We start from the raw sequence: 22,083 nt of genomic DNA, 5'->3' as shown, positions 1-22,083 counted from the left end.
TTGTACGAGACTGATGACGCTATGGGCCTTCAGTCTGCGTGTGTGCGCCTTGAGGGCAGGTCGTGGGAGTCATGGAAGGTGCGGTTGACTTAAAGAACAAATCCAGCGGACACGGCGTCGTTCCGGAACATTTTCACGGTGTCCAGGGAAAGCGCTTCCAAATCCATGGCGCAAAGTTTCAGCGCCTTCGCCAGGATGTCATGCTGCACCGTGACGATGCCACAGCCGCTCGCATCCGCCTGCCAGATGTTCAGTACTTCCCGGACACTGGCCCACAGCAACTCGGCGCGGGGCAGGTTGGCCATCATCTTCAGGCTTTCCTGCATGATGGGAACGGGATCTCGCCCGGTGTCAGCAATGCGGCCGGCAAAGACGGAAACCACCGAGGCGGTCTCAGGGTGCAATGCCTCGACGACCTTCTCCACCTGGGACAAGCTCAACAGAGCGGTGACGTTCAACTTCACGCCCTCCTGGGCCAGCTCCCGCACCAGAGGAATGGACGAGTCACCGTGCGAGTTGGTCACGGGAATCTTCACATAAACATTCTCCTGCCAGCGGTGAATCTTCAGGGCCTCACGCCTCATCGAGGGAAAGTCGTCTGAGAACACTTCAAAGGAGATGGGCTTCTCACGGATGGTCTGAAGCACCTCCTCTGCAAAGGCTGAATAATCCCGGATACCTGCCTTGTTCATCAAGGTGGGATTGGTGGTCATTCCTTTGATGAGAGGATCGGCGTTCAGCCTCAGCATGCCTGCCACATCAGCGCCATCCGCGTATATTTTCACCCGGAGATTGTTCAAGTCGGTCATGCGGGGAGTAAGGGGCGATTGAGTTATGCCTCTTCAATATTCACGATCATCTTGGCTGCTTGCAGCAGGCTGGCAACCTTATAGTCGGGCAAGGTCCTAAGTTCCTCTTCATAGCCATAATCAATGAAAAACGTGGCCGCGCACCCGGCCGCCGCGCCCGCATCAATATCGCGCCAGCGGTCCCCGACGAGGTAAGATTCTCTAAGATTAATGTTTAGTTCCCGACTGGCGGACAGAAGCATACCGGGCGCGGGCTTGCGCCTTTCGGAAGGTGCACCTCCCGGATCGTAGCAAGTCTCGATCCTATCGAGAGGAAGAAGACTCTCCAACTTCCGGTGCATGGCTTCCACGACCTCAAGCGATTGCGTTCCGCGACCTACATCCGGCTGGTTGGTCACCACCACCAGCAGGAACCCTGCATCCTTCAGCAGGGCGCACGCCTCCGCAACCCCGGGCAGCAGCTCGAATTCCTCCACCGTGTCCGGTGGATGGGGCCTGCCGTTGCGCATCAGCGAGCGGTTCAGCACGCCGTCGCGGTCCAGGAACACAGCCCGGTGTGGCGCCGATTCCGCTACTTGGTGCTCTCCCATTTCGTCTGCGCAGATTTCAGTTTGGGATGGGAGACAAAAAGATGCCACAAAACCGCCTGAAACGCCTCCGAATGCGGAGTCACATTTTCTGGATTCACCGTGGGCACGATGACACATGCGTCCGCCACCTGAGCGGTGTAGCCACCGTCCCGGCCGACAATGCCCAAGACCATCGCCCCCACCTGCTGCGCGACCTTGAGCGCCTCGACCAGATTGGGACTCACATTCTTTTCCAGATTGCCGCCTCCCACGGAGAATACCAGCAGACCATCATTGCTGTTCAGCCTGCTGCCTTGCAGCCACGTGGAGAACACGGTCGCCCAGCCTTCATCATTGGTGCGCGCCGTGAGCTCAGAAACATTGTCTGTGGGAGCATAGCATTCCATGCCCGTGATCTTGCGGAAGTCATTCACCGCATGCGATGCATTCGCCGCGCTGCCGCCGACTCCCAGGATGAAGAGTCTTCCATTTCTGGCGCGCAATGCCGCCAGCTTGTCCACGACATCCTCGAGTACTTCAGGCTGGAGACGTGAGATGATTTCCTGGGTTTCGCGGAGGTGCTGTTCGGCGTAGGTGCTCATGGAGAAAAAAGCTGTCGATGCTCAGCTCAGCAATGCGTTCAACTCGGCCAGCCCTGCATGGGAACCGATTTCGTAGAACCGCTGTGTCACTTCATATCCGGCCAGTTCATTTTTAGCAACCAGCTCGATCAGTAAATTCGCGAGATCCGAGGGTTCATTCTCCGGCAACCGGCTTACGGCACGAGCAGAGAGTACACTCAATCCATAGTCGATGTGCCGCATCCGCGGATCCCGCGTGTGCTTGTCGTAGAGCACGATGTGGTCATCCGCATAAATCACATTGCTGGTGTCCCACTGGCCTTCGTTTTGATACACCGTCATGAGACCTTCCTTGCCTGAGTTGATGAAGGCCTGTGCCACCGGCTGATAAGGAATGGGGAGGTAAGAGTCTCCATACAGCACAAAGAAAGATTCACCGAGGAGCGGCAGCGCCTTGCGCAGCGCACCACCGGTTCCCAGGAGCCGGTCTCCGTCTTCGCTGTAAAGGATCTCCACACCCAGGCCACTGCCATCTCCATACATCTCACGGATCATGTGGCCGAGGTGTCCGACACACAGCACCAGCTTCGTGATCCCATTGCGCTTCAGCAACTCGATCTGGTGCTCCAGGAACGGCCGCCCGGCCACCTCCACGAGAGCCTTTGGGATGCGCTCCGTGACCGGCTTCAGGCGGGTGGCCAATCCCCCCGCGAGAATCGCGACGGGGAACGATGGAGGAAACTCAGTCATGGGTCACCATGCGCGTGCCTTCGAAGTCAAAACGGAAGCGCACCTCCTTCAATCCCTCTTCGTGCAGGGCATGACGCAGCCGCGCCTTGTCTTCCGCGTAGAACATGAGGAATCCCCCACCGCCGGCGCCGATGATCTTCCCACCCAGCGCTCCATTCTTCATGGCGCACTCATACCACGCATCTATCCGGGGATTGCTCATGCCACTGGAGCGCTGCTTCTTGTGCTTCCAGTGCACGTCCATGAGACGCCCGAACTCATCAAGCCGCCCGCTTTCCAGAGCACGCTGATTCTGGAACCCGAGGTCTTTGACAAAGTGGAGGTTGTCCACCATCGCCGTATCGCTCTTGCGGCTCTTGTCGTCCTGCTCCTTGAGAATGCTGGAGGCCGACCTTGAGTAACCGGTGAAAAACAGCAGCAGGTTGTCCTCGAGATTAAAAATCGTCTCCTCACTGACCTTAAGTGGCCAGGCTCTCACGCTGTCATCTTTCCCGAACTCAAAACAGGTAAGCCCACCGAAAGCCGCGATGTATTGGTCCTGCTTGCCAATGGGCTCGCCCAGGAGTTCCAGTTCGATGTGGCAGGCCTGTGCGGCCAGATCATGCGGGTGGATGTGATGCTTCTTATAGGCATGCAACGCCTTTAGCAGAGCCGTGGTGAAGCTGCCCGACGAACCCAGTCCGGTACCCGCCGGAATATCTGCCATGGAAGCCATCTCGAGCCCGCTTGCAGGCACACCAAGAAGCCGGAACGCCTCGCGAATGATGGGATGCTCAATGGCATCCACCTCGGTGACCCGCTCCATCTTGGAGTACTTGATGATGAGATCATGCACGAACGTACGGTGCAGCGCGATGTAGACATACTTGTCGATCGCTCCGGCAATCAGGAAGCCGCCATGCTCACGGTAGTAGGAGGGCAAATCGGTGCCGCCACCTCCCAGAGATACGCGCAATGGAGAACGTGTGATGATCATGAAAATTCAGAGAGTGGGATAGCCGCTTTTGCGATAGATTGTGTTCACCACATCCAGGGCGGCGCGGGCTTCCGCGAGTCCGGCATCCGGAGTTCTGCCCTGGCGGATATCCTCTTCGAAGAGGCGCAACTCCATAGCCCAGGACTGGTCCCCCCGCGGATACTCCCACGCGGTAGTTTCGGGAGGCCCCATTTCCGGAAGCATTTTGTAGAAGTGCAGCTTCTCCATGCCGTAGGAGCCGCCGAGCCCTTCGATGTGCAGCTTTGCATTGCGTCCGTATATCTCGAAGGAGAAGAGATTTTTCCACTCCGTGCAGCTCACATGCAGGAACGCCGTCTGTCCTTGTTCCGTGCGGAGATTGAGGAACGCATTGTCATCTACGGGCATGTCCCAAAAGCTGGTGACGGCATGACCTTCCACGGAGGTGAATTCGCCCAGGAACCAACGGGACAGATCGATCAGATGGACTCCCTGATCGATAAGTTCACCACCGCCAGACTGTGCCGGATCGGCACGCCATTCCCGGTCATAGCCCACTCGTCCACCGTGGCCGTAACGGGCGCGAATAAACATGAGCGGACCACACTCACCTGCATTCACCAGCTCCCGGGCTCGCTGCAGCGCGGGATGGTATCGATGATTGAAGCCCACACGAACCGCCACCTTTTTCTCGTTCTGCGCCGCGATGAGCGCATCCATCTCCTGCAGTGAAATCGCGCCGGGTTTCTCCACAAGCACATGCTTGCCAGCGCGAATCGCTTCGAGTGTGATCGGCGCCAGTTGGGAATTCAGGGTGCACACAATCACCGCATCCACATCGGGTGAAGTCACGGCTTCACGGTAGTCCGTCATCGTCACACCGGCACCTGCTTGTGCCACGAGTTGCTCGGCACGCTCACGCTGCACGTCACACGCCACGGCGAGCTGGCCTTTCTGCAGGCAAGCCAGGCGTTTCCGGCCAATCAAACCGCAGCCGATGATGGCATATCGAATGTCTTTCTTCATCGCCATTTCTCCTCAGCCGCCCCAGGAAAGTCCACGATCCGCGGGCACGATGCGCCGCAATGTATAGATGTCATTGCCTGAAATCTCTCCAAGCCGGTCATGCAGGGTGTCCCACGGATCCCATTGAGCACTGATCAGCTTGCCCGTCACGCCATCGCTGTCGCGTGAGGCGAGGTAGACACAGAGGCGAGCTCCCTTTTCCAGTGGCACGCCTCCTTTTTGGGCCTGCTGCTGCGCCTTCTCAAAAAATGAGGCTCCCACCACCTCCGGTCCGGCTTCCAGCACTTCATCCAGCAGACGCGTGTTGAGCGCACCGGGAGCAACTGCATTCACGTCAATGTGGTCAGGCGCGAGTTCCACAGCCAGGGTCTCTGTGAGGCGGACCACCGCGGCTTTGCTTGCGGCATAGGCGGAGAAACGCGGCAGCGGATTCGTCGCACCACCCCCGGAGAGATTCACGATTTTGCCACGGCCCGAGGCCCTGAACAGCGGGATGACCGCACGGCATGGCAGCATGGTGCCGTAGAGATTGATTTCCATGGCCCGCTTCCACTCCTCCCAATCCACTTCTTCGCTAGGACCCTTGGGTCCATAGATGCCCGCGTTGTTCACCAGGATGTGAAGCTCGCCAAATTCCTTGGTTGCTGTATCAAACAGGTGCTTCACCTCTTCTTCGGAGGAAACATCCGCAGCCACGCCAACGACCTTTTGGCCGGGAGGCAAGTCCTTGCTCAATTCTGCGGCGAGTGAGGCAGCTTCCGCTCCGTTGCGGGAGCAAAGAAGCACATTCGCTCCCTCTGCAAGAAACTCACGCACGATGGCCTGACCAAGCCCCTGCGTACCTCCGGTGATGACTGCGTTCTGCTGGTGAAGCTTCATGAAAAATCTCTTCTCTTACAAATCAATGAACAGACGGGCTTTGAGCAGGCCGGCCGACACTCAGGTGCCTGGCGCCACTCGGCGGGGATGAGATGAAGCCGTCCGCATCGAGAATAAGCGGACGGTGCATCTTGCCAAGAAGCATTCCCCAGTCCGCATCGCGAATCTCAGGCCACCCCGTGCAGACCACGACAGCATCCGTCCCAGCGACCGCGTCTGCCATGCTGGCATGCCACACCGCACTGCCGATCTCCGCGGGTTGTGAGTGAATGACAGGGTCATAGGCGCGCACGTCCACACCTTCATTCAAGAGCGCGTGACACAGCTCCACTGCGAGGCTCCGTCTCAGCGTGTCCGTACCCGGCTTGTACGTGAGGCCCAAGATAGCAACGGGCCTACCCTTCAAGTCACCCAGTTCTTCCTTCAAGCGTTGCAACGCCCAAAGCTTGTGCTGATCGTTGCTCTCCTTGATGCAGGGAATGAGTCGCAGCGGTTCGGATTTCTCTGCGGCGATCCGGGTCAGCGCCACCACATCGCGGGCCAGCGTGCCGCCGGCGAAGGCTCCACCGGCGCGCAAGAAAGCGCGTGGACCGATGCGGCTCTCGCTCTTCAGCCCCAGCTCCACCTCCCGGGCATTCGCTCCTGTCTTTTCGCACAGCTTCGCGAGTTCATTCATGAACGTCACGGACATGGCGAGGAAGGTATTGATGCCATGCTTCGTCATCTCCGCGGACTCGGGACTCATCCATAGAAGGTTCTGGCTCCACTTGCCGAACACCGGTTCCAGTCTCGCCTTTGTCTCCGCATCACGCACACCGAGCACGATTCTCTCCGGGCTGCGGAATACCTCCAGCGCCTTTCCCAGACGCAGGTTCTCAGGACAGCATACGACGTGCAATTCGGGAAACTCCTCCTGCAACTTGCCACATGTCCCCACCGGCATCTGTGAGGACACGATCAACACCGCACCTGACGGCAGATGCTGTGCGGCACGCCGCACACGCGTCAACACATACTGCGTATCCGCGACGTCATCGGCGTCCACGGGTGTATCATCACATATCCACAAGATGTCCGCGTCCTGGCAGGCCTGTCGTTCATCCGTGGTGAATGCAAGCCGCCCCTCGCGAATACCTTCCTGCAGAAGGGCGTCCAGGCCCGGCTCCATGATGGGAGCACGGCCCGCCTTCAGTCCCGCAATCAGATCCTCATCAAAATCCAGGCCCGTCACGGAAAAGTGCTCAGCGCAGCACGCTGCAGTGACACTTCCCAAATGCCACAACCCGAGAACGGCAATCTTCACGCCTTGCCCCCCTTCGCGTCATGGACGGCGCGCGCTTCCAGCACCCACTGATTCGCCTGCAGCCACTTCAACGTCGAGACAATGCCCTGCTCGATGGTGTACTTCGCGCGCCATCCGGTGGCCTGAATCTTGACCGTATCCAGAAAGATGAAGGGATTGTCCCCCACCCATCCGCGATCGCCGCCCGTGAACTCAAACTTGGGCTCCAGTCCCAAATGCCGGCAAATCCATCCGATGGAGTCTGTCACCCGGCAGTACTCCGGCGCGCCCAGATTGAAGACGCACACACGATGCTTCTCGTTCTGCGCCAGGTCCGCCCGCGTCACGTGAAGGATGGCATCAATGCAGTCCTGCACGTGCAGGTATGATTTGCGCTGAGTGCCATCTCCGAGCACCCGAAGTCTCTCCGGGTGGTCCAGCAACTGGCCGTAAAAGTCAAACACATGCCCGTGTGTGTAGCGCTCTCCCAGAATCGAGACGAAGCGGAAGATGTAACCTTCGAACCCGAATCCTTCGCAGTACGCCTGGATCAAGTTCTCCCCCGCCACCTTCGACGCTCCATACAGCGACGTTTGCACAGGAAACGCTGCGTCCTCAGGCGTAGGGATCACCACCGCCTCACCGTAGACAGACCCCGTGGACGAGAACGCGATTTTCTTGATGCCATTCGTCCGCATCGCCTCAAGCACATTGAAGGTGGCAATCGTATTCTGCTCCAGATCCTTCCGGGGATGTTGCAGTCCAAATCGCACATCCGCATTCGCCGCCAGGTGCACCACCATATCGCAGCCATGCATCGCGGTGGTGAGTGCCTCCAGGTCCAGGTTGTCCCCGCGCTTCAGTTCGAAGTTCGAATGTTTGCGGGCACCCTCAAGAAACCGCTCCTGACCAGTAGAGAAATCATCCCACCCCACCACCTGCAACCCGTCCGCCAGCAACCGATCCGCCAGACTGCTGCCGATAAAACCTGCGACTCCTGTAACAAATATTTTTCTCATGGGCGGGACATCCAAGGACTCAAATTCAGCATTGGGCAAGGTCTTTTCGACGAGTCACTTCACTGGGGTCAGTCACGGATTACGTCCTTTCGTGGACGGAGCGAGAGCCCGATACAGAGATTGCAGAACAGGAACGGCACAACGTTGAATGGAAACCACTGAACCTCGGTCGTCTCGAAATAGACATCCAGCTCTTCCCGGATTTCATGCGGGAGGTTGATGTGCTCTCTTTTGTAGAACCACGAATAGTCCCCGCCGAAACGCTTCTTGTAGATGCGCTCTGCGGAAATTTTCCTCGCGAGTGAATAAGCCGGACTGCCTTCCGTGGGAATGACTACTAGGAACTGGCCGGTTTCCTTGTTCAACAGCCGGTGCATCTCCCGGATGCACGCGGGAAGATTAGGCAGGTGCTCCAGCACATGCACCGCCAGCACGCGATCGAACGCCCCATCGGGGAAGTCCAAGCGGGCCTGGCAATCACCTTCAATCACCTGTATATCCGGGAACTTCTCACGGATGACGTCTGCCATGTTTGAGCGCAGTTCCAACGCGTGGTAATTGCGTCGCTGCTCTGCCGACAGCTTTTCATACTCAATATGCTCTCCCAGTCCTGCACCAATTTCCAGAGTAGCTCCAAAGCCAGGCTCGGAGAACTTGACTGGAAACTGGTGGTTGAACCGTTCGATCGACGAGTACTTCTTGGGCAATTCCTCGTGCCACAGCTTCATAAAAGCATGGCTGATGCGTTGCTGTTCTTCCGTAAGGGGTGGAAGTACTTTGGGCCACTTTTCTTGGGAGGATAGAGCAGGCATAGAGGACTACAGGGAACAGGCTTGAGGGAGTATGGGCAATGCGGTCCGGGCGGATTCGCTAAAATCATTCACGGCTTTCGAAAACGAACTACACACCGAATGCCGCATGGATAGGAGAAAAAGTTGCCCAAGACGGTTTCTAAACCCACGGCCCACTTGAAGATCACGTTGCCGCGAGTCTGCTGAATCTGGCCAGCCACGATTTTCGCCTTTTCTTCCGGAGGGAGAGACAGCATTTTCCTCCCCCTCCTCTTTGCCACAAGGAATGGCGGATAGAGGAAAAATCCCAGATGCGTGGCAGATATCTTTTCCAGCCCCGCCTTCGACGCCTTGTCCAATAGCTCCGTCATCCGGTAACGGCGATAATGCATCAGATGCTCATCGTAGATGTCATAGCAGTCCGGATTTGCGGGCACCTCGATGTGCGCCAGACCACCCGGCTTCAGAATTCGGGCCACCTCGCGAAGCGCCTGCTCATCGTCATCGATGTGCTCCAGCACATTGAGCAACACGACTGCATCCATGGAGGCGTCCTGCAGCGGACACGCACGGAGATCGAACTGCAGCAGGGGGACGGTCGGATGCCGCTTCGCGAGAGAGTGGAGAGGCGAGGCAATGAAGTCGGATCCGATGACCTGCACCCGAGGCAGCTCGCGCACCACGTCATCAATCAAATGTCCCGAGGAACATCCTGCGTCGAGCACCACAGGCCCCGGTTCAGCATCTGGCAACCGCCGCAAGCTATCCAGCGCGTATCGCCTTGAGGCGAGGTCAATGGGATGAGCCTCGCCAGCGTTCTCCTCGTGGAAATGAGTGAGCTCGTCACTCCAGCCGCTGCTCGGAGGATAGAAGTACAAAATCGGTTCCAGCTTTCCACTCCCGTCGTCGAAGCCGCAGCCCGTCCAAGAGGAAGCGGACTGGCTGCGGGCTGGCTTGGGCCAGGGAAAATTCTGGAGCAGGCTGGAGGTCATTGAGGATCCATCGTTTGTTGCTGCACCCCTTCCGCGCGATCCACAATGAACTTGGGACGCTGCTTCACCTCTTCATAGATTCGACCGATATACTCACCCAAGATTCCGGTGGTGATCAGCTGCACCCCACCCAGGAAAGTGATGAGGATCACTGTGGTGGGATTGCCCCAGAGGATCTCGCGGCCCAGCAATTTCAGAACGAAATAGATGGCGGTGAGCAATAGGGAAAATCCAGCTGTGAGGAATCCCAGCCACGTGCTCAACCCGAGAGCATAGTTGGAAAAGCAGAAGATGCCATTGAACCCAATCCGCAACGATCCAAGGAACCGGTTGTAGTTGCCCATGCCTGCATGCCGTGGCGGACGCTCAAAGGGAATGGTGATCTGCTTGAATCCCACGAGCGCCACCATGCCCCGCAGGAAGCCATGGCATTCCCGCAGCCTGACCAGTTCCTTCACAACTCGGCGGCTCAAAAGCCGGAAGTCACCGGTATTCGGAGGAATCTCCACATCCGCGATGCGATTGATCACGCGGTAGCCCACATGGGACACCACCTTCTTTACCACTGTCTCACCGGTGCGGCTCACCCTCTGGGGAATCACCACATCATAGCCTTCACTCCACTTCGCCACCATCTGCTCGATCAGTTCCGGTGGATCCTGCAGATCCACATCAATAGGAACCACCACATCACCGCATGAATAGGAAAGTCCTGCCAGCGTGGCCATCGGCTGGCCCACGCGCCGTGAGAAGCGCAACAGCTTCACGCGTTGATTCTTTTCGCGATGCTCCAGGATGATTTCCTCGGTTCGATCAGGGCAGGGATCCAGACAGAAAATGATTTCGTAGTCGGAGGCCACGCGTTCCAGTACCGACACCACACGCTCGAGGAAGGGCCCTATGTTGCCCTCCTCTTTGTAGACTGGCACGACGACACTGATAAGGCTTACGGTTCGCTCCATTGCTGTCATCTTTCGCGGGTTTTGCGGTGCATCAAGGCAAGTAACTCTTCAATGAATGGTGATGATGCCCAATTTCTTCAGCATGGCAGACGCTTCTCTGCCATCGGCACCCGGTAGGATGGCCGAGTTCTTCCACGAAAGGGACACCTTGATCGGCTTGGCTGTCTCCTGAGGTGGCAGCTCGAACAACATTTCGAAGGCTCCAGGTTCCACCTCGGCTGTGCGAAACTCCACTCCGTTCAGTGACACAGTGACCGTATTGCCTTTATCGAGGCCCGGCAATCCAGGGATGATGCCCTCGATTCGCAACGCATTTCGTACCCCTGGCTTGGATTCGAATACCGCCCAGGAATCCTTGGCCAGAATGCTGTCTTCAGCGATGCCCGAGTACTCCAGTGAGGGATTGCCAACCAGTCCCTGGGGAGTGTCCAACAGAAGCAGTTGCGGTGGTCGCAGCGCACGGCGTTGCTCTGTGGAGAGCACTGAGATGTCCCGGATCCAGCCTGAGAGCTTCCGTTTATCATTGTCTGCGACTTTGAAGACAGGATCTACCCAATCAAAGGCAATCATGGCTCTGCCGTCGACCATCAAAGGCTTCAACGGTCCAACAATGACATTCGCGCTTCCATTGCCTACAAAGCCCACAGGCGTCTCTTCAGCTCCAATGATCACCGCATTTCGAGACAACTGGTTCTTGCCCTTGGGTATGGAAGAGCGGGTGAAGCTGATTCTCACCCAAATTTCCTCGGTCGGATTGATCACCTCAAAGAGGAGATGACGCTCCATACCCGTCATTCCCCGCTTTTCGCCTGCTGTAGCGCTGGGGTCTTGTTCTGCGGGGAGACCATTGAAATGCTCAACCATCGCTTCGCCCATGGGGTTCTCACTGTCTGGCAGGGCAGACGGGCAAAGAGCCAGCCGGTTAACCACCTTGTCCCGCCGGTCCATGGAAAACCAGTCCTTGGATGACACAGGTCTGTACATCCGGTTCAAAGGACTGAGCAAGGGATGTGGCTCGACCACATACTTCACTTTCGAGGCCTTCGGATTGCGGGGGAACTCCCAGTACACATAGCGATTCTGAAAGGACTTCTCTACGGGTTGGATATAAGGAAGGAACTCCGTTGCAGCATTGCGGAAGCGCTCTTTGCCCCAATACATTCCTGAAAAGGACACTGGCAGTGTTTCAGTCGACAGGTGGGGCACGTGGAGCATCACCAGCTTCTCCATCCCAGGTCCCATGTTTATCAGGTCACACGCGCCTTTGTCTTTTGGCTTTCTGGGGAAACCCAGTTCCGTGACATAGGGCCCTTCACAGGGGCCTCCGGGCTGCCCGATCGCGAATTTGTAGTAGACCCAGGTCGTAGGGAGCGTCACCGCGAGCCATCCCGCCAGCAAAACTGGCTTCATGATCGAAGGCCAGGGCCAGCACCAGATAACAGCCGCACCTACCGCCAGAACGGGCTGGGCGAACATCGCCAACTTGAACAGGCCAAACTCGCCGTGGCTGGTATACAAGCGTAGAGCGACCAGTACCATCACCACTGCGATGGGAACGATGATGCGGTGCTTCCTGATGGGCGCTGCCAGAAGCAACAGCGCCACCGCCAGAGCTCCCCAAGGCATCCACCACATCGGTTTGCCAAAGAAGGGGACCCATCCCAGCAACCGCGGCCATCCGCTTGCTCCGGTAAAGTAAGGAAACACATCTGCCGCACCTTGGTGAGTCGCCTGCATCAGCAGGAACTTGAAGATCATGGCGAGGTTGATGTTCAGAAGCAGGAGCGTGATGCATGCCGCAATCCCGAGAGCCGTCATGCTCGCGCGCCTCTCAGCAGGACGCTTAGCCCACCGCCACAGCAGGACGAGACCCGCCGCCAGCAATCCAAAGGGCGCACTTTCAGGATAAAACCACAGCAGTCCTCCCACAGCAGCAGCGCATGGAAGCAATCGAAGCAGGCTCTCCTTCCAGGGACGGTCGCGCGTAGGCTTCACCAACAGGGCATAGGCCAGCAACATCAACGCCAGTCCCGCCACTTGTGCCAGTAGCTGGGAGTACACGCCAAGGACGAAAAGCGGTGTAAGGAAGAGAAAAACCATCGCCGGAATCGCCAGATGCTGTGAGCGTGAACGAATCGACACTACTCCGGCCAAAGCCCAAGCCTGCAGCAGGGCAAACATGAGAATGACAGGCATGTACGCCTCTCTCGGCGAGATGCGACTGACGTCACTGAACGCCGCCAGGACGAAATCTGTCACAGGCCTGGCCCCAAAACCCACATGCATCACCCAATAGACGTGGGACGGATCACCGCTCAGCAGTTGCTCCTGTGAGGGCAAGTCAAAAAAGCCATGGTTCAGCAACCTCGTTGCACCCACGCAGTAGTTCGCATAGTCGTTGTTCAAATAGGAGACCCAATCAGTCCCATAACGAAACGAGGGATAACCGGCCACTCCAAGAAACAGCACCGCCAGAATCACCGGGATAGTCAGCTTTTTCCACGGCACCCGGCATTTTTTCCATATCAAAACTCCAATCGACGCCAGTGACAGCACCACCACCGTTTCCATGCCAAAGGATTTGATGGGCGTGCCGATTTGATTCTGCCAGCCAATGATGAAGCCAAATACCGCGAGGCCCATGGCAGGCGAGAGGTACCACAGGGCCATCCCCTTCATGCGCACTTTGGTCACTGCAAAGAAGGCCCTGCCGAGTACCAGCAAGAACAAAAAGTAGAGCAGAGGAAGGATGCCAAGATAGTAATGCAGCTTCATCATGAAGAGGTCAGCCCGAGAATCTACGGGCAGCCATCGTTTCCGTGGCCGAACGTCCTCCGCAAGCAAATAGATCCCGGGACTGGGGGTCGGGGGTGCTTTTCTCCAAACACGCGTCCATGTCCTCTCTCATGGTCATCTGGAAAGCAGGAACATGGCCAGCCTGTCGCTTCAATCCCTTTGGCTTGGCAACGTTTGCATGAATGGCGCTTCAGAATCGTGTTCCCGTTCGTTGGATATCCGCGAGGGAGGATAGTCAACCTCCCTGCCTCAAGAGCGCGACGTGGTGAAGTTCGTCCATAGAGCGCCCATCGCGTAAGCCCCGATCCTGTCCTATGAACTGGCGCGGCTTTGTTATGAACCCGTCACGGTCACGCCCCCTCGAAGCTCAATCCCCATCCTCTTCTGCCACAGATTTTCTCGCACACCCCCAGTGACAATGCCATGCTGCCTTCAGCATGGCCGAGGGGCACGTTACACAGCTCACGCTGATCATCTGCACGCACAACCGCGCCGAGCCCCTGGCAGCGACGCTGGAAGCCATCGCGCTCCAGCAAGCACCCGGCATTTATTGGGACGTTCTGGTGGTCGCCAATGCCTGCACGGATGAGACCTCGGCAGTCGCCACACGCTACGCGAATGACCCGCGCATTCCCAATCTGCGCATCATCGACGAGCCCCGTCCGGGTGTCGCGTACGCGCGCTGCACCGGTGTGAGCCACAGCGATGCCACGTGGGTGGCCATGGTGGATGATGACTGCCTGCTGGCACCTGATTGGGTACAGCAGGCCTGTAGCTTCGCCGAGCTACAGCCCTATGCCGGAGCTTTCGCGGGACGCAATGAGCTCGCCTGGCCTTCCGGCACACCTGGCTGGTGTCTGGATCACGCGGCCAGCCTCGCGGCGCAGGACTTTGGCGAAGAGGTCCGGCGCCTGCCTGATCAGGGACGGCCCGCACCCTGCGGTGCGGGTCTCGTGCTCAACCGGGCTGCTTTGATTGGCAGCGGCTTCCTGAGCAAGGGGCGCCTCGTCGGCAGGGGACCCCGCGATGTGCATGCAGGGGAGGATTCTGAGATGGTGTTCTTTGTGCGCAATGCTGGTTGGGAGGTTTGGTATTGCCCGGGCCTCCGACTGCTCCATGTGATCTCGAAGGCGCGCACGACCCTGAGTTACCAGTGCTGCCTGCATCACGGCTTCGGCCTGGTGGAGGGCTACCTGCGGCTGCTGTCCCACCATGATCCCCTTACTCCACAGAACCGCAAGCGCAGCTTGAAGTGGGCACTTCAAGAAATGGCACGCGTGCTGGCCCGCATGCCGCAGGAATACCTCTTCGGCTCCGCCACGCGTCCCGCGTGGCTCATCCGCTATCATCATGCCCTCGGCTTCATTGAGGGAGCACTACGTCTCCTCAAAGGAAAGGATGCGGAGCGCGAGCCAGCCATCTAGTCAGTCCTCCCACAAGGGACTGACTGCCGGCGTGTTGACGTTTTGAGGTGTGGCTGCTGCTGCCGGCGCAGGCTTCGCTGCGTTGCTGCCTTCGAACACATAAGAGAACAGTCGCTTCACGGAAGGTTCCAGCTTCACCCACAATGCACGATCAAGATTGTGCTCCGGGCTTCCATAGTCATGCACGAAGCCGTCGCGGAAATAGCAAACGGTGAGCATGCTTCTGGGATCATCGCTTTCATTGACGGTGCCCCGGTGCATGAGACCGGGATCCCGAATCAGCACGTCCCCAGGATGCAACTCCACCTTGCGCGAGGGGAAGAGCGTGGCGAACCATTCGAACTCCGCATTGCGGCCGTCCTGCACATCGTCATTCACCTGCAGGCGACGCAGTAGTTCATTGCGCCAGAGATGGCTGCCACCCGGCCACACTTCAAGGGGGCCATTGTGCAAGCCACACACACCCAGCGGTACATTCACGATGAATGACTGCGCCTCCCACGTGTTGCCCCCGCCCATCTCGCGATGCGGTGACTGAAGCGTGGTGCCTTTCATGCAGGTGTCGCTGGAGACAAACTTGCAGTGGATTTCAGAACCCAAAAGCTCCCCCAGCACCTCCATGGCGAGGGGATTCGCAATCACCCAGGGATTCGCAAAGACTTCGGCCAGCTTGGGGAAGATGCGCCAGCGATGATTGCGCTCCCAGAAGACGGCCCTGGTATCCCGCGCCACCTGCCACCAGCCATCACCTTCACGACTGGCCATACAGTCCGCATGGATCTGGCGAAACCGCTCTGCCGCCTCATGCGCCACCCCAATCGGCATGCCTCCACGAAGGATGACATAGCCACGCGTGTGCACCAGCAGCGTGGCCAGGCGAAGTGTTTCCGGAAAAAGGGCGCCCTGCTCGCGCTCCTTCTCTGAGATGGTGATCTCAAAATTTTGTCCGGGAGTCTCCGCATCCATGAGGCTGTGATCGATCGTGATGCCACCCAGGTCAAGGTGACAGTGTGGCCCGGCATTTTCTTGAGGGTTGTCATCATCGGGATCCGTGCTGTCTTGCGGCACCCCCATGCCTGCTACAGCGACGCCCGAGCCCCTCGTCTCCGTAGTGTTCACGCTGATGTTCCCGCGTGGCCAGGTCCTGACGTGCATCGAAAGCTGGGGCAATCAGCAGACACTTCCGCGGGAGCAGATCGAACTCATCATCACGGGCAATGGTAAAGACCCCGTGCTGGAGCAGCAGGTGAAGCAGGCCTTGGGCGAGCGTGATCAGTTCCTGCATGTGGCCACGGACAACGAGGCCGCCATGTATGCGCACTCAGCCCAGCATGCCCGCGGCACCTGGCTCCTCTTCACCGAGGCCCACGTGATTGCCGCTCCCGACACAGTGGAGAAACTGTTGAACGATGTGCAAGCACGCGGCCTGGACGGCTCCTGCGTGAAGACGCTTCCGAGTACGGACACACAGTGGGCTCAGAGAATCGAGGCCCGTATGTACGAGGATGACTTCAAGATCCTGAGTGACGAGTGTGACTGGCGGAAGTTCACGAAGCGAGGCTTTCTTCTACGCCGCAGTGCCTATGAAACCGTCGGCGGCCTGGACGCGCGTTACCATCGCTACTCCGTGATTCCCGTGGGCGCACGATTGCGCGATGGTGGATTTCGCCTGGGGCATACTGCCGACGCCGTGGTCACCCATCACAATGCAAAAGATCTCGAGGAGACCTTTGACTACGCCAGGGAGTATCGGCGGAATGAGCAACTCCACCTGCGCAATCATCCGGACATCGATGTCGAAGGCGTACTTGCGGAAGCACATCCCGATGCAGCACTTCAGAAGGCCACACGGCGCGCTGCCTGGAAGTCCTTGCGAACATGGCGCCCAGGAAGCGGGCAAGCTGCCTTTCCGTTGCTGAAGAGCATCCTGCCAGGTCCATCACCTCTCACGAAGACGCGATGGCGCTATTACCTCTCGCGATTGCAACTCGCGCTTTCCGGCAACAATGTGGAGACAATGTACCAGCGCTTCCAAGTATCCTGGCAGCGCTTCAGCGACCTCGCCCTCGAAGAACTCCTCGCTGAGAACTCCGGCAGTCCATCCTCCCAATCGGCTGCTCCTCTAGGTGCGGATGGCATCCTGCTTCCCGCAGATTTGCCACGCCACCTGTTGGACGGATTCTATCCTGCCGAAGCATGGGAGACACGGCGCTTCCGCTGGACGTCGGTCGCCGCTTCCATCCGTGTCGACCTTCCACGGAATGACATGACAGTCTCGCTCGACGTAGGCGGATTGCTCCATCCTCGCCGTGAAAGCGTCCAGCTATTCTGGAATGGTCGTCCGCTCAAACGCGTCTCTGGCAACGCCGGGCATGGGCGGCTCGCCTTCCGCCTGAAGAAGAGCCTCTTCAAGGACAAGCAAGGCCAGATTCTCTCCATCACCTGCGCTCCAGCAGCAGCTTCGGAAGAAAAGAAAGACAGCCGCCTTCTGGGCCTGCCTGTTTTTCAGATCACCTTCACGCACGCCTCGAAGGCGGCGAAGTAGCGACAACAACACTCAAGGTGAAAGCGGTCTACCCGCCGGCACGCTCTCCAGCACCAGCGGAGGCACCACGGCGACCTTTTTGCGGCTGAAGCCGTACTTCTCGAACAGCTCATCGGAGCCGATGAGTCGGCGCACCCCGCGGTCCACCAGGTACAGCTTGTCTCCGCCTTCGGCGAACACAAGCACCGCGCCATCGCTCAGCGGCGGGCCGTTGGGAATGGATTCGATATCCTTCACCGGCTCGATGGACTTCCAATCCACGAACAGGCGATTGTAGATCTGCGGGGTGGAGACAAGACGCTTGAAACCTGTATCCACCAGAAACACCGCTCCCTTGTCAGGATGCTTGATCCTCCGCCCATTGAGATCCGGACGCGGGGTTCCTGTGGGAGAGGTGCCGTCTGACATCGTTGCGAGGGAGAATTGGCGAGCTGGCTACTTCAAAGCCGCGAGAATCTTCTCGACCGCGGCCTCCGCCGTGAGGCCGTGCTTCTTGCGGAGAGCAGGTACGTTGCCATGCTCGATGAATTCATCCGGCCAGCCAATGCGCACCACCGGGGTCTTGAGACCCGCGTCGTTCAGGTGCTCAATCACGCCGCAGCCGAAGCCGTTGTGCAGCACGTGGTCTTCAAAGGTGCAGACCACCTTGCACTGCTTCGCAAAACGCTCCAGGACCTCGCCGTCGAGCGGCTTGATCCAGCGCGGATTGATCAGCGCGGCGGTGATGCCCCGCTTGGCAAGAAGGTCGCGCGTCTCCACGGCCATCTCGAACATGGAGCCGAGGCCGACGAGGGCCACTTCACCATTCGGCTCCACGACCTCGGCCTTGCCGATCTCCAGGAGCACGGGCTTGTCCTTGGGCTTCACACCGGTGCCGGAACCACGCGGGTAACGAATCGCGATCGGGCCCTTGTCGTAGTTGGCCATGGTCCACAGCATGTCCACGTGCTCGTCTTCGTCCTTGGGCTGCATGTGCACCAGATTGGGCACGGGACGGAGGTAGCCGATGTCAAAGAGGCCGTGGTGCGTGGGGCCGTCATCCCCGCTCAGGCCACCTCGGTCCATGCACAGGCGCACAGGCAGGTTCTGAATCGCCATGTCATGAATGATCATGTCATAGGCGCGTTGCATGAAGGTGGAATAGATGGTGAGGAAGGGCTTCAAACCCTGCGCCGCCAGGCCGCACGCGAAGAGCGCAGCATGCTCCTCCGCGATGCCCACATCATAGTAGCGCTCAGGGATCTCCTTCTTGAAGACGCTCAATCCCGTGCCGCCAGGCATCGCGCCGGTGATGGCCACAATCTTCTCGTCGGTCTTGGCAAAGTCCGTGACGCTGCGGGCAAAGATGGCGGAGTACGTGGGCGTACCGGTCGAAGGAGTTTCACCGGTCTCGATGCTGTACTTGCCCAGTCCGTGGAACTTGCCGGGGTCTTCCAGCGCGGGTTTGTAGCCGCGGCCCTTCTCCGTGATGATGTGGAGGATGACGGGCTCATTCTGCGTCTTCAGGAACTCAAAGGTCTTGATGAGCAGCGGGATGTCATGGCCATCGATGGGGCCGTAGTAGCGGAAGCCGAACTCCTCGAAAATCACCGAGGTCGTCGGGCTCGGCTGGGCGGAGGTGGTGAGGAAGAGGCCCTTGGCACTCTCCTCCACCTTGCCGGCGAGGCGGCGGATGGTCTTGCCTCCAATCTTCTCCAGAAGGCCCGCCGCAGTCTGGTGCAGCGTGGCGTAGGTGGGATGGGTGGCGATGTGATTGAAGTATTTCGCGATGGCGCCGACGTTGCGGTCGATGCTCCACTCGTTGTCATTGAGCACCAGAATGAGGCGCTTCGTCTGGGCAGCGGCGTTGTTGAGAGCCTCAAAGGTCACCCCACAGGTGAAGGCGGCATCACCAGCCACGCATACCACGTGCTCGTCACTGCCCTTCAGATCGCGTCCGACGGCGAAACCCAATGCGGCAGACACCGCTGTGCCGGCATGGCCTGCGCCGTAGCAATCGTGCTCGCTCTCCGAGCGCAGGGCGAAGCCATTCAGTCCCTCATACTGGCGGATGGTGTGGATGCGATCCCAGCGACCGGTGAGCATCTTGTGCACATAGGCCTGGTGCGCCACATCCCAGACAAACTTGTCCTTCGGCGTGTCAAAAACCGAATGCAGGGCAATGCTCAGCTCCACCACGCCCAGATTGGGGCCCAGGTGGCCACCTGTTTCCGCCAGCGTCTTGATGAGAATTTCACGAATCTTTTCCGCAAGCTCGGGAAGCTGCTCCGGGGGCAGATTCTTGAGATCGGCAGCGGATTTAATGGCAGGAAGATCAGGCATTGGAAAAACGGAAAAGCGTGCGCGGGGAAAGGGCGATCTGTCGATGGCGAGACTAGAAGAGACGAATATCTTCGTCTGGGCTGCCATTTCCGGACGGCGGTTCCGGTGCAGCAGGCTTTTTGCGAACGGGGCGCTTCGCAGAGGACTCTTCCCCTCCGGAGGAGGAAGCGGCTTCAGGCACCTCAAGAGCGCTGAAATCGCTCAACGTCGCCTTGCCTCGCCCTTCAAGATCCGCGGTGATGATTTCCACCCGCTGACGGGCGGTCTCAATGCGGCTGCGGCACACGCGGAGGAGCTTCACTCCCCGCTCATAGCTCTGCAGCATCTCCTCAAGAGGCAGGCGTTCACCCTCAAGGGAGGACACGATGGATTCGAGCGATTCCATCGCATCTTCAAAACTCAGTTCATCGGGTTGGCGTTCTTCTTCGGACATCGATCGTACCGGGGGAGCCGTCTACCATGCCGCGCGCGACCCCGCCCGCAAGCGGAATGAAAGCCGGTCCGGGCACCCGATTTTGCCAGGCCTCCTACAAACCCCACTGCTCCGCCTCGCGCAGCCGGGCTTTCAGCCGGTCTCCCGTGGGGGTGGCCCGGAGTTTGGCCTCGTCCAGCTCCAGCCGGAAGACATACTGCCCGCGCTCCAGGCGGGGCGTGGCTCCAAGGGAGCGCACCCAGTCCAGCATGGCGTAGTTGTCCGGCAGCACGTGCCCGAAAAACTCCGTGATGCCCGCGCGTTTCGCACGAGTCCACAGCGCCGCCATGAGCACGGTGCCCACCCCGGTGTGGTGCGCCTCGTCTGCCACGGTCACGGAAATTTCCGCCCGCCACGGCTCATCCTCATTCCTCCAGAAAGAGGCACCCCCATAGCCGGGCTCGTCCGGCGCATCCGGATGCTGTGCCGCCCAGGTCTCGTGCAGCCCCGGCTTGGGATTCAGGAACCGGTTGAGCACCGAGTCGGGAATCTCCTTCTGGGTGTCCCAGAAGCGATGATAACGCGACTCCGACGAAAGCCTGCGGAACGCCTCCCGCACCGCCTCCCGATCCGCCGGCGTGAATATACGCAGCAAGACAGATTGGCCGTTGGTGAGGCGGGCGAGGGGTTGCATGGGAATACCAGTAAACAGTATTCAGTAGGTCCGTAATCAGTGGGCTATCGAGGAAGATCTTTGTCTTGGGAAAATGGCGCCCACGACTCCGCCAGCCTGTCATTTCTGACTGCCGTATACTGACCTACTGCGTACTCTCGCTCCATCTCCGAGAGGCGGTTTCCTCACAACTTGATCCCAAACTCATCCTTGTCCTCCACGCTCTCGACAAAGGCCACGAGGGTCTGGATGACCTGCTCCACGTCCTTGAGATTCGCCATTTCCACCACGGAGTGCATGTAGCGCAGGGGCAGGGAAATGAGACCGCTGGGCACGCCATCCTGCACGCGGAAGATTTCATCCGTGTCCGTGCCGCTGTAGCGGGAGGAGGACTCGTGCTGGATTTTCACCTTCACCTTGTCCGCGGCCTTGAGCAGGCGCTCGACGACCTTGGGGTGATTGCAGGTGCCATGGGTGACGCTGGGGCCATCCCCGAGTTTCACCTCACCGTGTTGCGCACGATCGATGCTCGGCGTGTCCGTGGCGTGGGTAACGTCCAGGCAGATGGCCACATCGGGCATGAGGCGGTGCGTGACCATCTTGGCCCCGTGACCGCCCACCTCTTCCTGCACGGCATTCACCGCGAGCACCGTGGCGCTGACGCGCTTCTTCCGCTCCTTCAGGCGACGCATGACCTGCGCGATGATGAAGCCACCGAGGCGGTTGTCGAGCGCACGGCCTACGATGTATTTGTCGCCGATGAACTCAGGCAGGTCCGCGTACACGGCTACGTGCCCCACACGGAGGCCCAGTGCGGCGACTTCCTTGGGATTCTTCGCGCCAACGTCCACATACAATTCGTGCACCTTCGGCACCTTTTCGTTTTCACGATCACGGATGTGAATCGCGGTGTTCCCGATGATGCCGCGCACCACGCCTTTGTCTCCGAGGATATCGAGGCGCCGACCACGTGCGGTGGCCACATCCGAGCCACCCACCCGATCCAGGCGCAGGAAGCCCTCGCCATTGATCTGCTTGATCATGAAGCCGATCTCATCCGCATGGGACTCAAGCATGATGCGGCGGGGCTTTTTGCCCGAGCCTTCCAGCGTAGCCCAAGCGGTCCCGTAGGCGTCGTTCTCCACCTTGTCCGCGTACTGCCGGGTGTAGTCGGCCCACTTCTTCTGGCCGCGCCATTCAAATCCGGTCGGGCTCGGGGTGCTGAGGAGATCGATGAGGAAATTCTTGGCGTTGGGGTCAAGCATGGCTGGCAGGAGGTGAGATGAAAGGGACTAC

The 22,083-nt window shown here is 58.9% G+C and carries 21 protein-coding genes; 2 read left to right on the top strand and 19 right to left on the bottom strand.

What is annotated here, in order from left to right; genetic code table 11:
* Window positions 1-89 precede the first annotated feature (89 nt).
* The 13 genes from G5S37_RS00880 to G5S37_RS00820 all read right to left on the bottom strand — a co-directional run bounded on the left by G5S37_RS00880 (window position 90) and on the right by G5S37_RS00820 (window position 13,393).
* Window positions 90-809, bottom strand: a complete 720-nt coding sequence (locus tag G5S37_RS00880; protein ID WP_165199807.1) for a transaldolase — start codon at window positions 807-809, stop codon at window positions 90-92.
* A 23-nt stretch (window positions 810-832) separates the two neighbouring features.
* Window positions 833-1,357: an HAD-IIIA family hydrolase gene (locus G5S37_RS00875; RefSeq protein WP_206026262.1), complete on the bottom strand. Its 525-nt coding sequence runs from the start codon at window positions 1,355-1,357 to the stop codon at window positions 833-835.
* Between the two features lie 23 nt (window positions 1,358-1,380).
* Window positions 1,381-1,980 carry an SIS domain-containing protein gene (locus G5S37_RS00870; protein WP_165199803.1) on the bottom strand — a complete coding sequence of 200 codons (600 nt, stop codon included), beginning with the start codon at window positions 1,978-1,980 and terminating at the stop codon, window positions 1,381-1,383.
* 21 nt (window positions 1,981-2,001) lie between these two features.
* Window positions 2,002-2,709, bottom strand: a complete 708-nt coding sequence (locus tag G5S37_RS00865) for a nucleotidyltransferase family protein (protein WP_165199801.1) — start codon at window positions 2,707-2,709, stop codon at window positions 2,002-2,004.
* Window positions 2,702-3,685 (bottom strand): galactokinase, encoded by a 984-nt coding sequence (locus G5S37_RS00860; RefSeq protein ID WP_165199799.1) that lies wholly within the window; start codon window positions 3,683-3,685, stop codon window positions 2,702-2,704. The genes G5S37_RS00865 and G5S37_RS00860 overlap by 8 nt, the downstream gene beginning before the upstream one ends.
* 6 nt (window positions 3,686-3,691) lie before the next feature.
* Entirely contained in the window at window positions 3,692-4,690 is a 999-nt protein-coding gene (locus tag G5S37_RS00855; protein ID WP_165199797.1) for a Gfo/Idh/MocA family oxidoreductase, read from the bottom strand.
* A gap of 12 nt (window positions 4,691-4,702) precedes the next feature.
* The gene (locus tag G5S37_RS00850; RefSeq protein WP_165199795.1) at window positions 4,703-5,569 is read right to left on the bottom strand and encodes an SDR family oxidoreductase; all 867 of its coding nucleotides are present in this window, start codon (window positions 5,567-5,569) and stop codon (window positions 4,703-4,705) included.
* A 22-nt stretch (window positions 5,570-5,591) separates the two neighbouring features.
* A complete protein-coding gene (locus G5S37_RS00845) occupies window positions 5,592-6,872 on the bottom strand; it encodes a nucleotide sugar dehydrogenase (protein ID WP_165199793.1) in 1,281 nt (426 codons plus the stop codon).
* Entirely contained in the window at window positions 6,869-7,870 is a 1,002-nt protein-coding gene (locus G5S37_RS00840) for an NAD-dependent epimerase/dehydratase family protein (protein WP_165199791.1), read from the bottom strand. The genes G5S37_RS00845 and G5S37_RS00840 overlap by 4 nt, the downstream gene beginning before the upstream one ends.
* A 68-nt stretch (window positions 7,871-7,938) precedes the next feature.
* On the bottom strand, window positions 7,939-8,598 hold the full coding sequence (locus tag G5S37_RS00835) for a class I SAM-dependent methyltransferase (protein WP_206026261.1): 660 nt from the start codon (window positions 8,596-8,598) through the stop codon (window positions 7,939-7,941).
* A gap of 152 nt (window positions 8,599-8,750) precedes the next feature.
* Window positions 8,751-9,653: a class I SAM-dependent methyltransferase gene (locus tag G5S37_RS00830; protein WP_165199787.1), complete on the bottom strand. Its 903-nt coding sequence runs from the start codon at window positions 9,651-9,653 to the stop codon at window positions 8,751-8,753.
* Window positions 9,650-10,615, bottom strand: coding sequence for a glycosyltransferase family 2 protein (locus G5S37_RS00825; RefSeq protein WP_165199785.1), 966 nt, complete (start codon window positions 10,613-10,615; stop codon window positions 9,650-9,652). The genes G5S37_RS00830 and G5S37_RS00825 overlap by 4 nt, the downstream gene beginning before the upstream one ends.
* A gap of 48 nt (window positions 10,616-10,663) precedes the next feature.
* Window positions 10,664-13,393, bottom strand: a complete 2,730-nt coding sequence (locus tag G5S37_RS00820; protein WP_165199783.1) for a hypothetical protein — start codon at window positions 13,391-13,393, stop codon at window positions 10,664-10,666.
* 455 nt (window positions 13,394-13,848) lie between these two features.
* Here G5S37_RS00820 and G5S37_RS00815 point away from each other — a divergent pair, with 455 nt between their 5' ends.
* Complete coding sequence (locus G5S37_RS00815) at window positions 13,849-14,835, top strand: glycosyltransferase (protein ID WP_165199781.1); 987 nt, start codon at window positions 13,849-13,851, stop codon at window positions 14,833-14,835.
* Here the strand turns inward: G5S37_RS00815 and G5S37_RS00810 are convergent, their stop codons facing one another.
* A complete protein-coding gene (locus G5S37_RS00810; RefSeq protein ID WP_206026260.1) occupies window positions 14,836-15,909 on the bottom strand; it encodes a phytanoyl-CoA dioxygenase family protein in 1,074 nt (357 codons plus the stop codon).
* Between G5S37_RS00810 and G5S37_RS00805 the strand changes: the two genes are divergently transcribed.
* Window positions 15,908-17,380, top strand: coding sequence for a glycosyltransferase (locus tag G5S37_RS00805; protein ID WP_165199777.1), 1,473 nt, complete (start codon window positions 15,908-15,910; stop codon window positions 17,378-17,380). The two genes, G5S37_RS00810 and G5S37_RS00805, sit on opposite strands and share 2 nt — an antisense overlap.
* 12 nt (window positions 17,381-17,392) lie before the next feature.
* Here the strand turns inward: G5S37_RS00805 and G5S37_RS00800 are convergent, their stop codons facing one another.
* From G5S37_RS00800 to G5S37_RS00780, 5 genes are all read right to left on the bottom strand, one after another.
* The gene (locus G5S37_RS00800; RefSeq protein ID WP_165199776.1) at window positions 17,393-17,788 is read right to left on the bottom strand and encodes a hypothetical protein; all 396 of its coding nucleotides are present in this window, start codon (window positions 17,786-17,788) and stop codon (window positions 17,393-17,395) included.
* Window positions 17,789-17,815: 27 nt separating this feature from the next.
* Entirely contained in the window at window positions 17,816-19,702 is a 1,887-nt protein-coding gene (gene dxs, locus G5S37_RS00795) for a 1-deoxy-D-xylulose-5-phosphate synthase (RefSeq protein ID WP_165199774.1), read from the bottom strand.
* 52 nt (window positions 19,703-19,754) lie between these two features.
* A complete protein-coding gene (gene xseB, locus G5S37_RS00790; RefSeq protein ID WP_165199772.1) occupies window positions 19,755-20,135 on the bottom strand; it encodes an exodeoxyribonuclease VII small subunit in 381 nt (126 codons plus the stop codon).
* 94 nt (window positions 20,136-20,229) lie between these two features.
* Entirely contained in the window at window positions 20,230-20,808 is a 579-nt protein-coding gene (locus tag G5S37_RS00785) for a GNAT family N-acetyltransferase (protein ID WP_165199770.1), read from the bottom strand.
* Window positions 20,809-20,972: 164 nt separating this feature from the next.
* Complete coding sequence (locus G5S37_RS00780) at window positions 20,973-22,052, bottom strand: M20/M25/M40 family metallo-hydrolase (protein WP_165199768.1); 1,080 nt, start codon at window positions 22,050-22,052, stop codon at window positions 20,973-20,975.
* Window positions 22,053-22,083 lie beyond the last annotated feature (31 nt).

This window comes from Roseimicrobium sp. ORNL1 (assembly GCF_011044495.1).
Taxonomy (GTDB): domain Bacteria; phylum Verrucomicrobiota; class Verrucomicrobiia; order Verrucomicrobiales; family Verrucomicrobiaceae; genus Roseimicrobium.
This window is presented reverse-complemented; position numbering and strand designations above follow the sequence as displayed.

Excerpts from the sequence above, each read along its gene's own strand:
- G5S37_RS00880 (WP_165199807.1), bottom strand. The coding sequence starts at position 809 with ATGACCGACTTGAACAATCTCCGGGTGAAAATATACGCGGATGGCGCT.
- G5S37_RS00870 (WP_165199803.1), bottom strand. The coding sequence starts at position 1,980 with ATGAGCACCTACGCCGAACAGCACCTCCGCGAAACCCAGGAAATCATC.
- G5S37_RS00865 (WP_165199801.1), bottom strand. The coding sequence starts at position 2,709 with ATGACTGAGTTTCCTCCATCGTTCCCCGTCGCGATTCTCGCGGGGGGA.
- G5S37_RS00860 (WP_165199799.1), bottom strand. The coding sequence starts at position 3,685 with ATGATCATCACACGTTCTCCATTGCGCGTATCTCTGGGAGGTGGCGGC.
- G5S37_RS00855 (WP_165199797.1), bottom strand. The coding sequence starts at position 4,690 with ATGAAGAAAGACATTCGATATGCCATCATCGGCTGCGGTTTGATTGGC.
- G5S37_RS00850 (WP_165199795.1), bottom strand. The coding sequence starts at position 5,569 with ATGAAGCTTCACCAGCAGAACGCAGTCATCACCGGAGGTACGCAGGGG.
- G5S37_RS00840 (WP_165199791.1), bottom strand. The coding sequence starts at position 7,870 with ATGAGAAAAATATTTGTTACAGGAGTCGCAGGTTTTATCGGCAGCAGT.
- G5S37_RS00835 (WP_206026261.1), bottom strand. The coding sequence starts at position 8,598 with ATGAAGCTGTGGCACGAGGAATTGCCCAAGAAGTACTCGTCGATCGAA.
- G5S37_RS00830 (WP_165199787.1), bottom strand. The coding sequence starts at position 9,653 with ATGACCTCCAGCCTGCTCCAGAATTTTCCCTGGCCCAAGCCAGCCCGC.
- G5S37_RS00825 (WP_165199785.1), bottom strand. The coding sequence starts at position 10,615 with ATGGAGCGAACCGTAAGCCTTATCAGTGTCGTCGTGCCAGTCTACAAA.
- G5S37_RS00820 (WP_165199783.1), bottom strand. The coding sequence starts at position 13,393 with ATGATGAAGCTGCATTACTATCTTGGCATCCTTCCTCTGCTCTACTTT.
- G5S37_RS00815 (WP_165199781.1), top strand. The coding sequence starts at position 13,849 with ATGGCCGAGGGGCACGTTACACAGCTCACGCTGATCATCTGCACGCAC.
- G5S37_RS00805 (WP_165199777.1), top strand. The coding sequence starts at position 15,908 with ATGCCTGCTACAGCGACGCCCGAGCCCCTCGTCTCCGTAGTGTTCACG.
- G5S37_RS00810 (WP_206026260.1), bottom strand. The coding sequence starts at position 15,909 with ATGGGGGTGCCGCAAGACAGCACGGATCCCGATGATGACAACCCTCAA.
- G5S37_RS00800 (WP_165199776.1), bottom strand. The coding sequence starts at position 17,788 with ATGTCAGACGGCACCTCTCCCACAGGAACCCCGCGTCCGGATCTCAAT.
- dxs (WP_165199774.1), bottom strand. The coding sequence starts at position 19,702 with ATGCCTGATCTTCCTGCCATTAAATCCGCTGCCGATCTCAAGAATCTG.
- xseB (WP_165199772.1), bottom strand. The coding sequence starts at position 20,135 with ATGTCCGAAGAAGAACGCCAACCCGATGAACTGAGTTTTGAAGATGCG.
- G5S37_RS00785 (WP_165199770.1), bottom strand. The coding sequence starts at position 20,808 with ATGCAACCCCTCGCCCGCCTCACCAACGGCCAATCTGTCTTGCTGCGT.
- G5S37_RS00780 (WP_165199768.1), bottom strand. The coding sequence starts at position 22,052 with ATGCTTGACCCCAACGCCAAGAATTTCCTCATCGATCTCCTCAGCACC.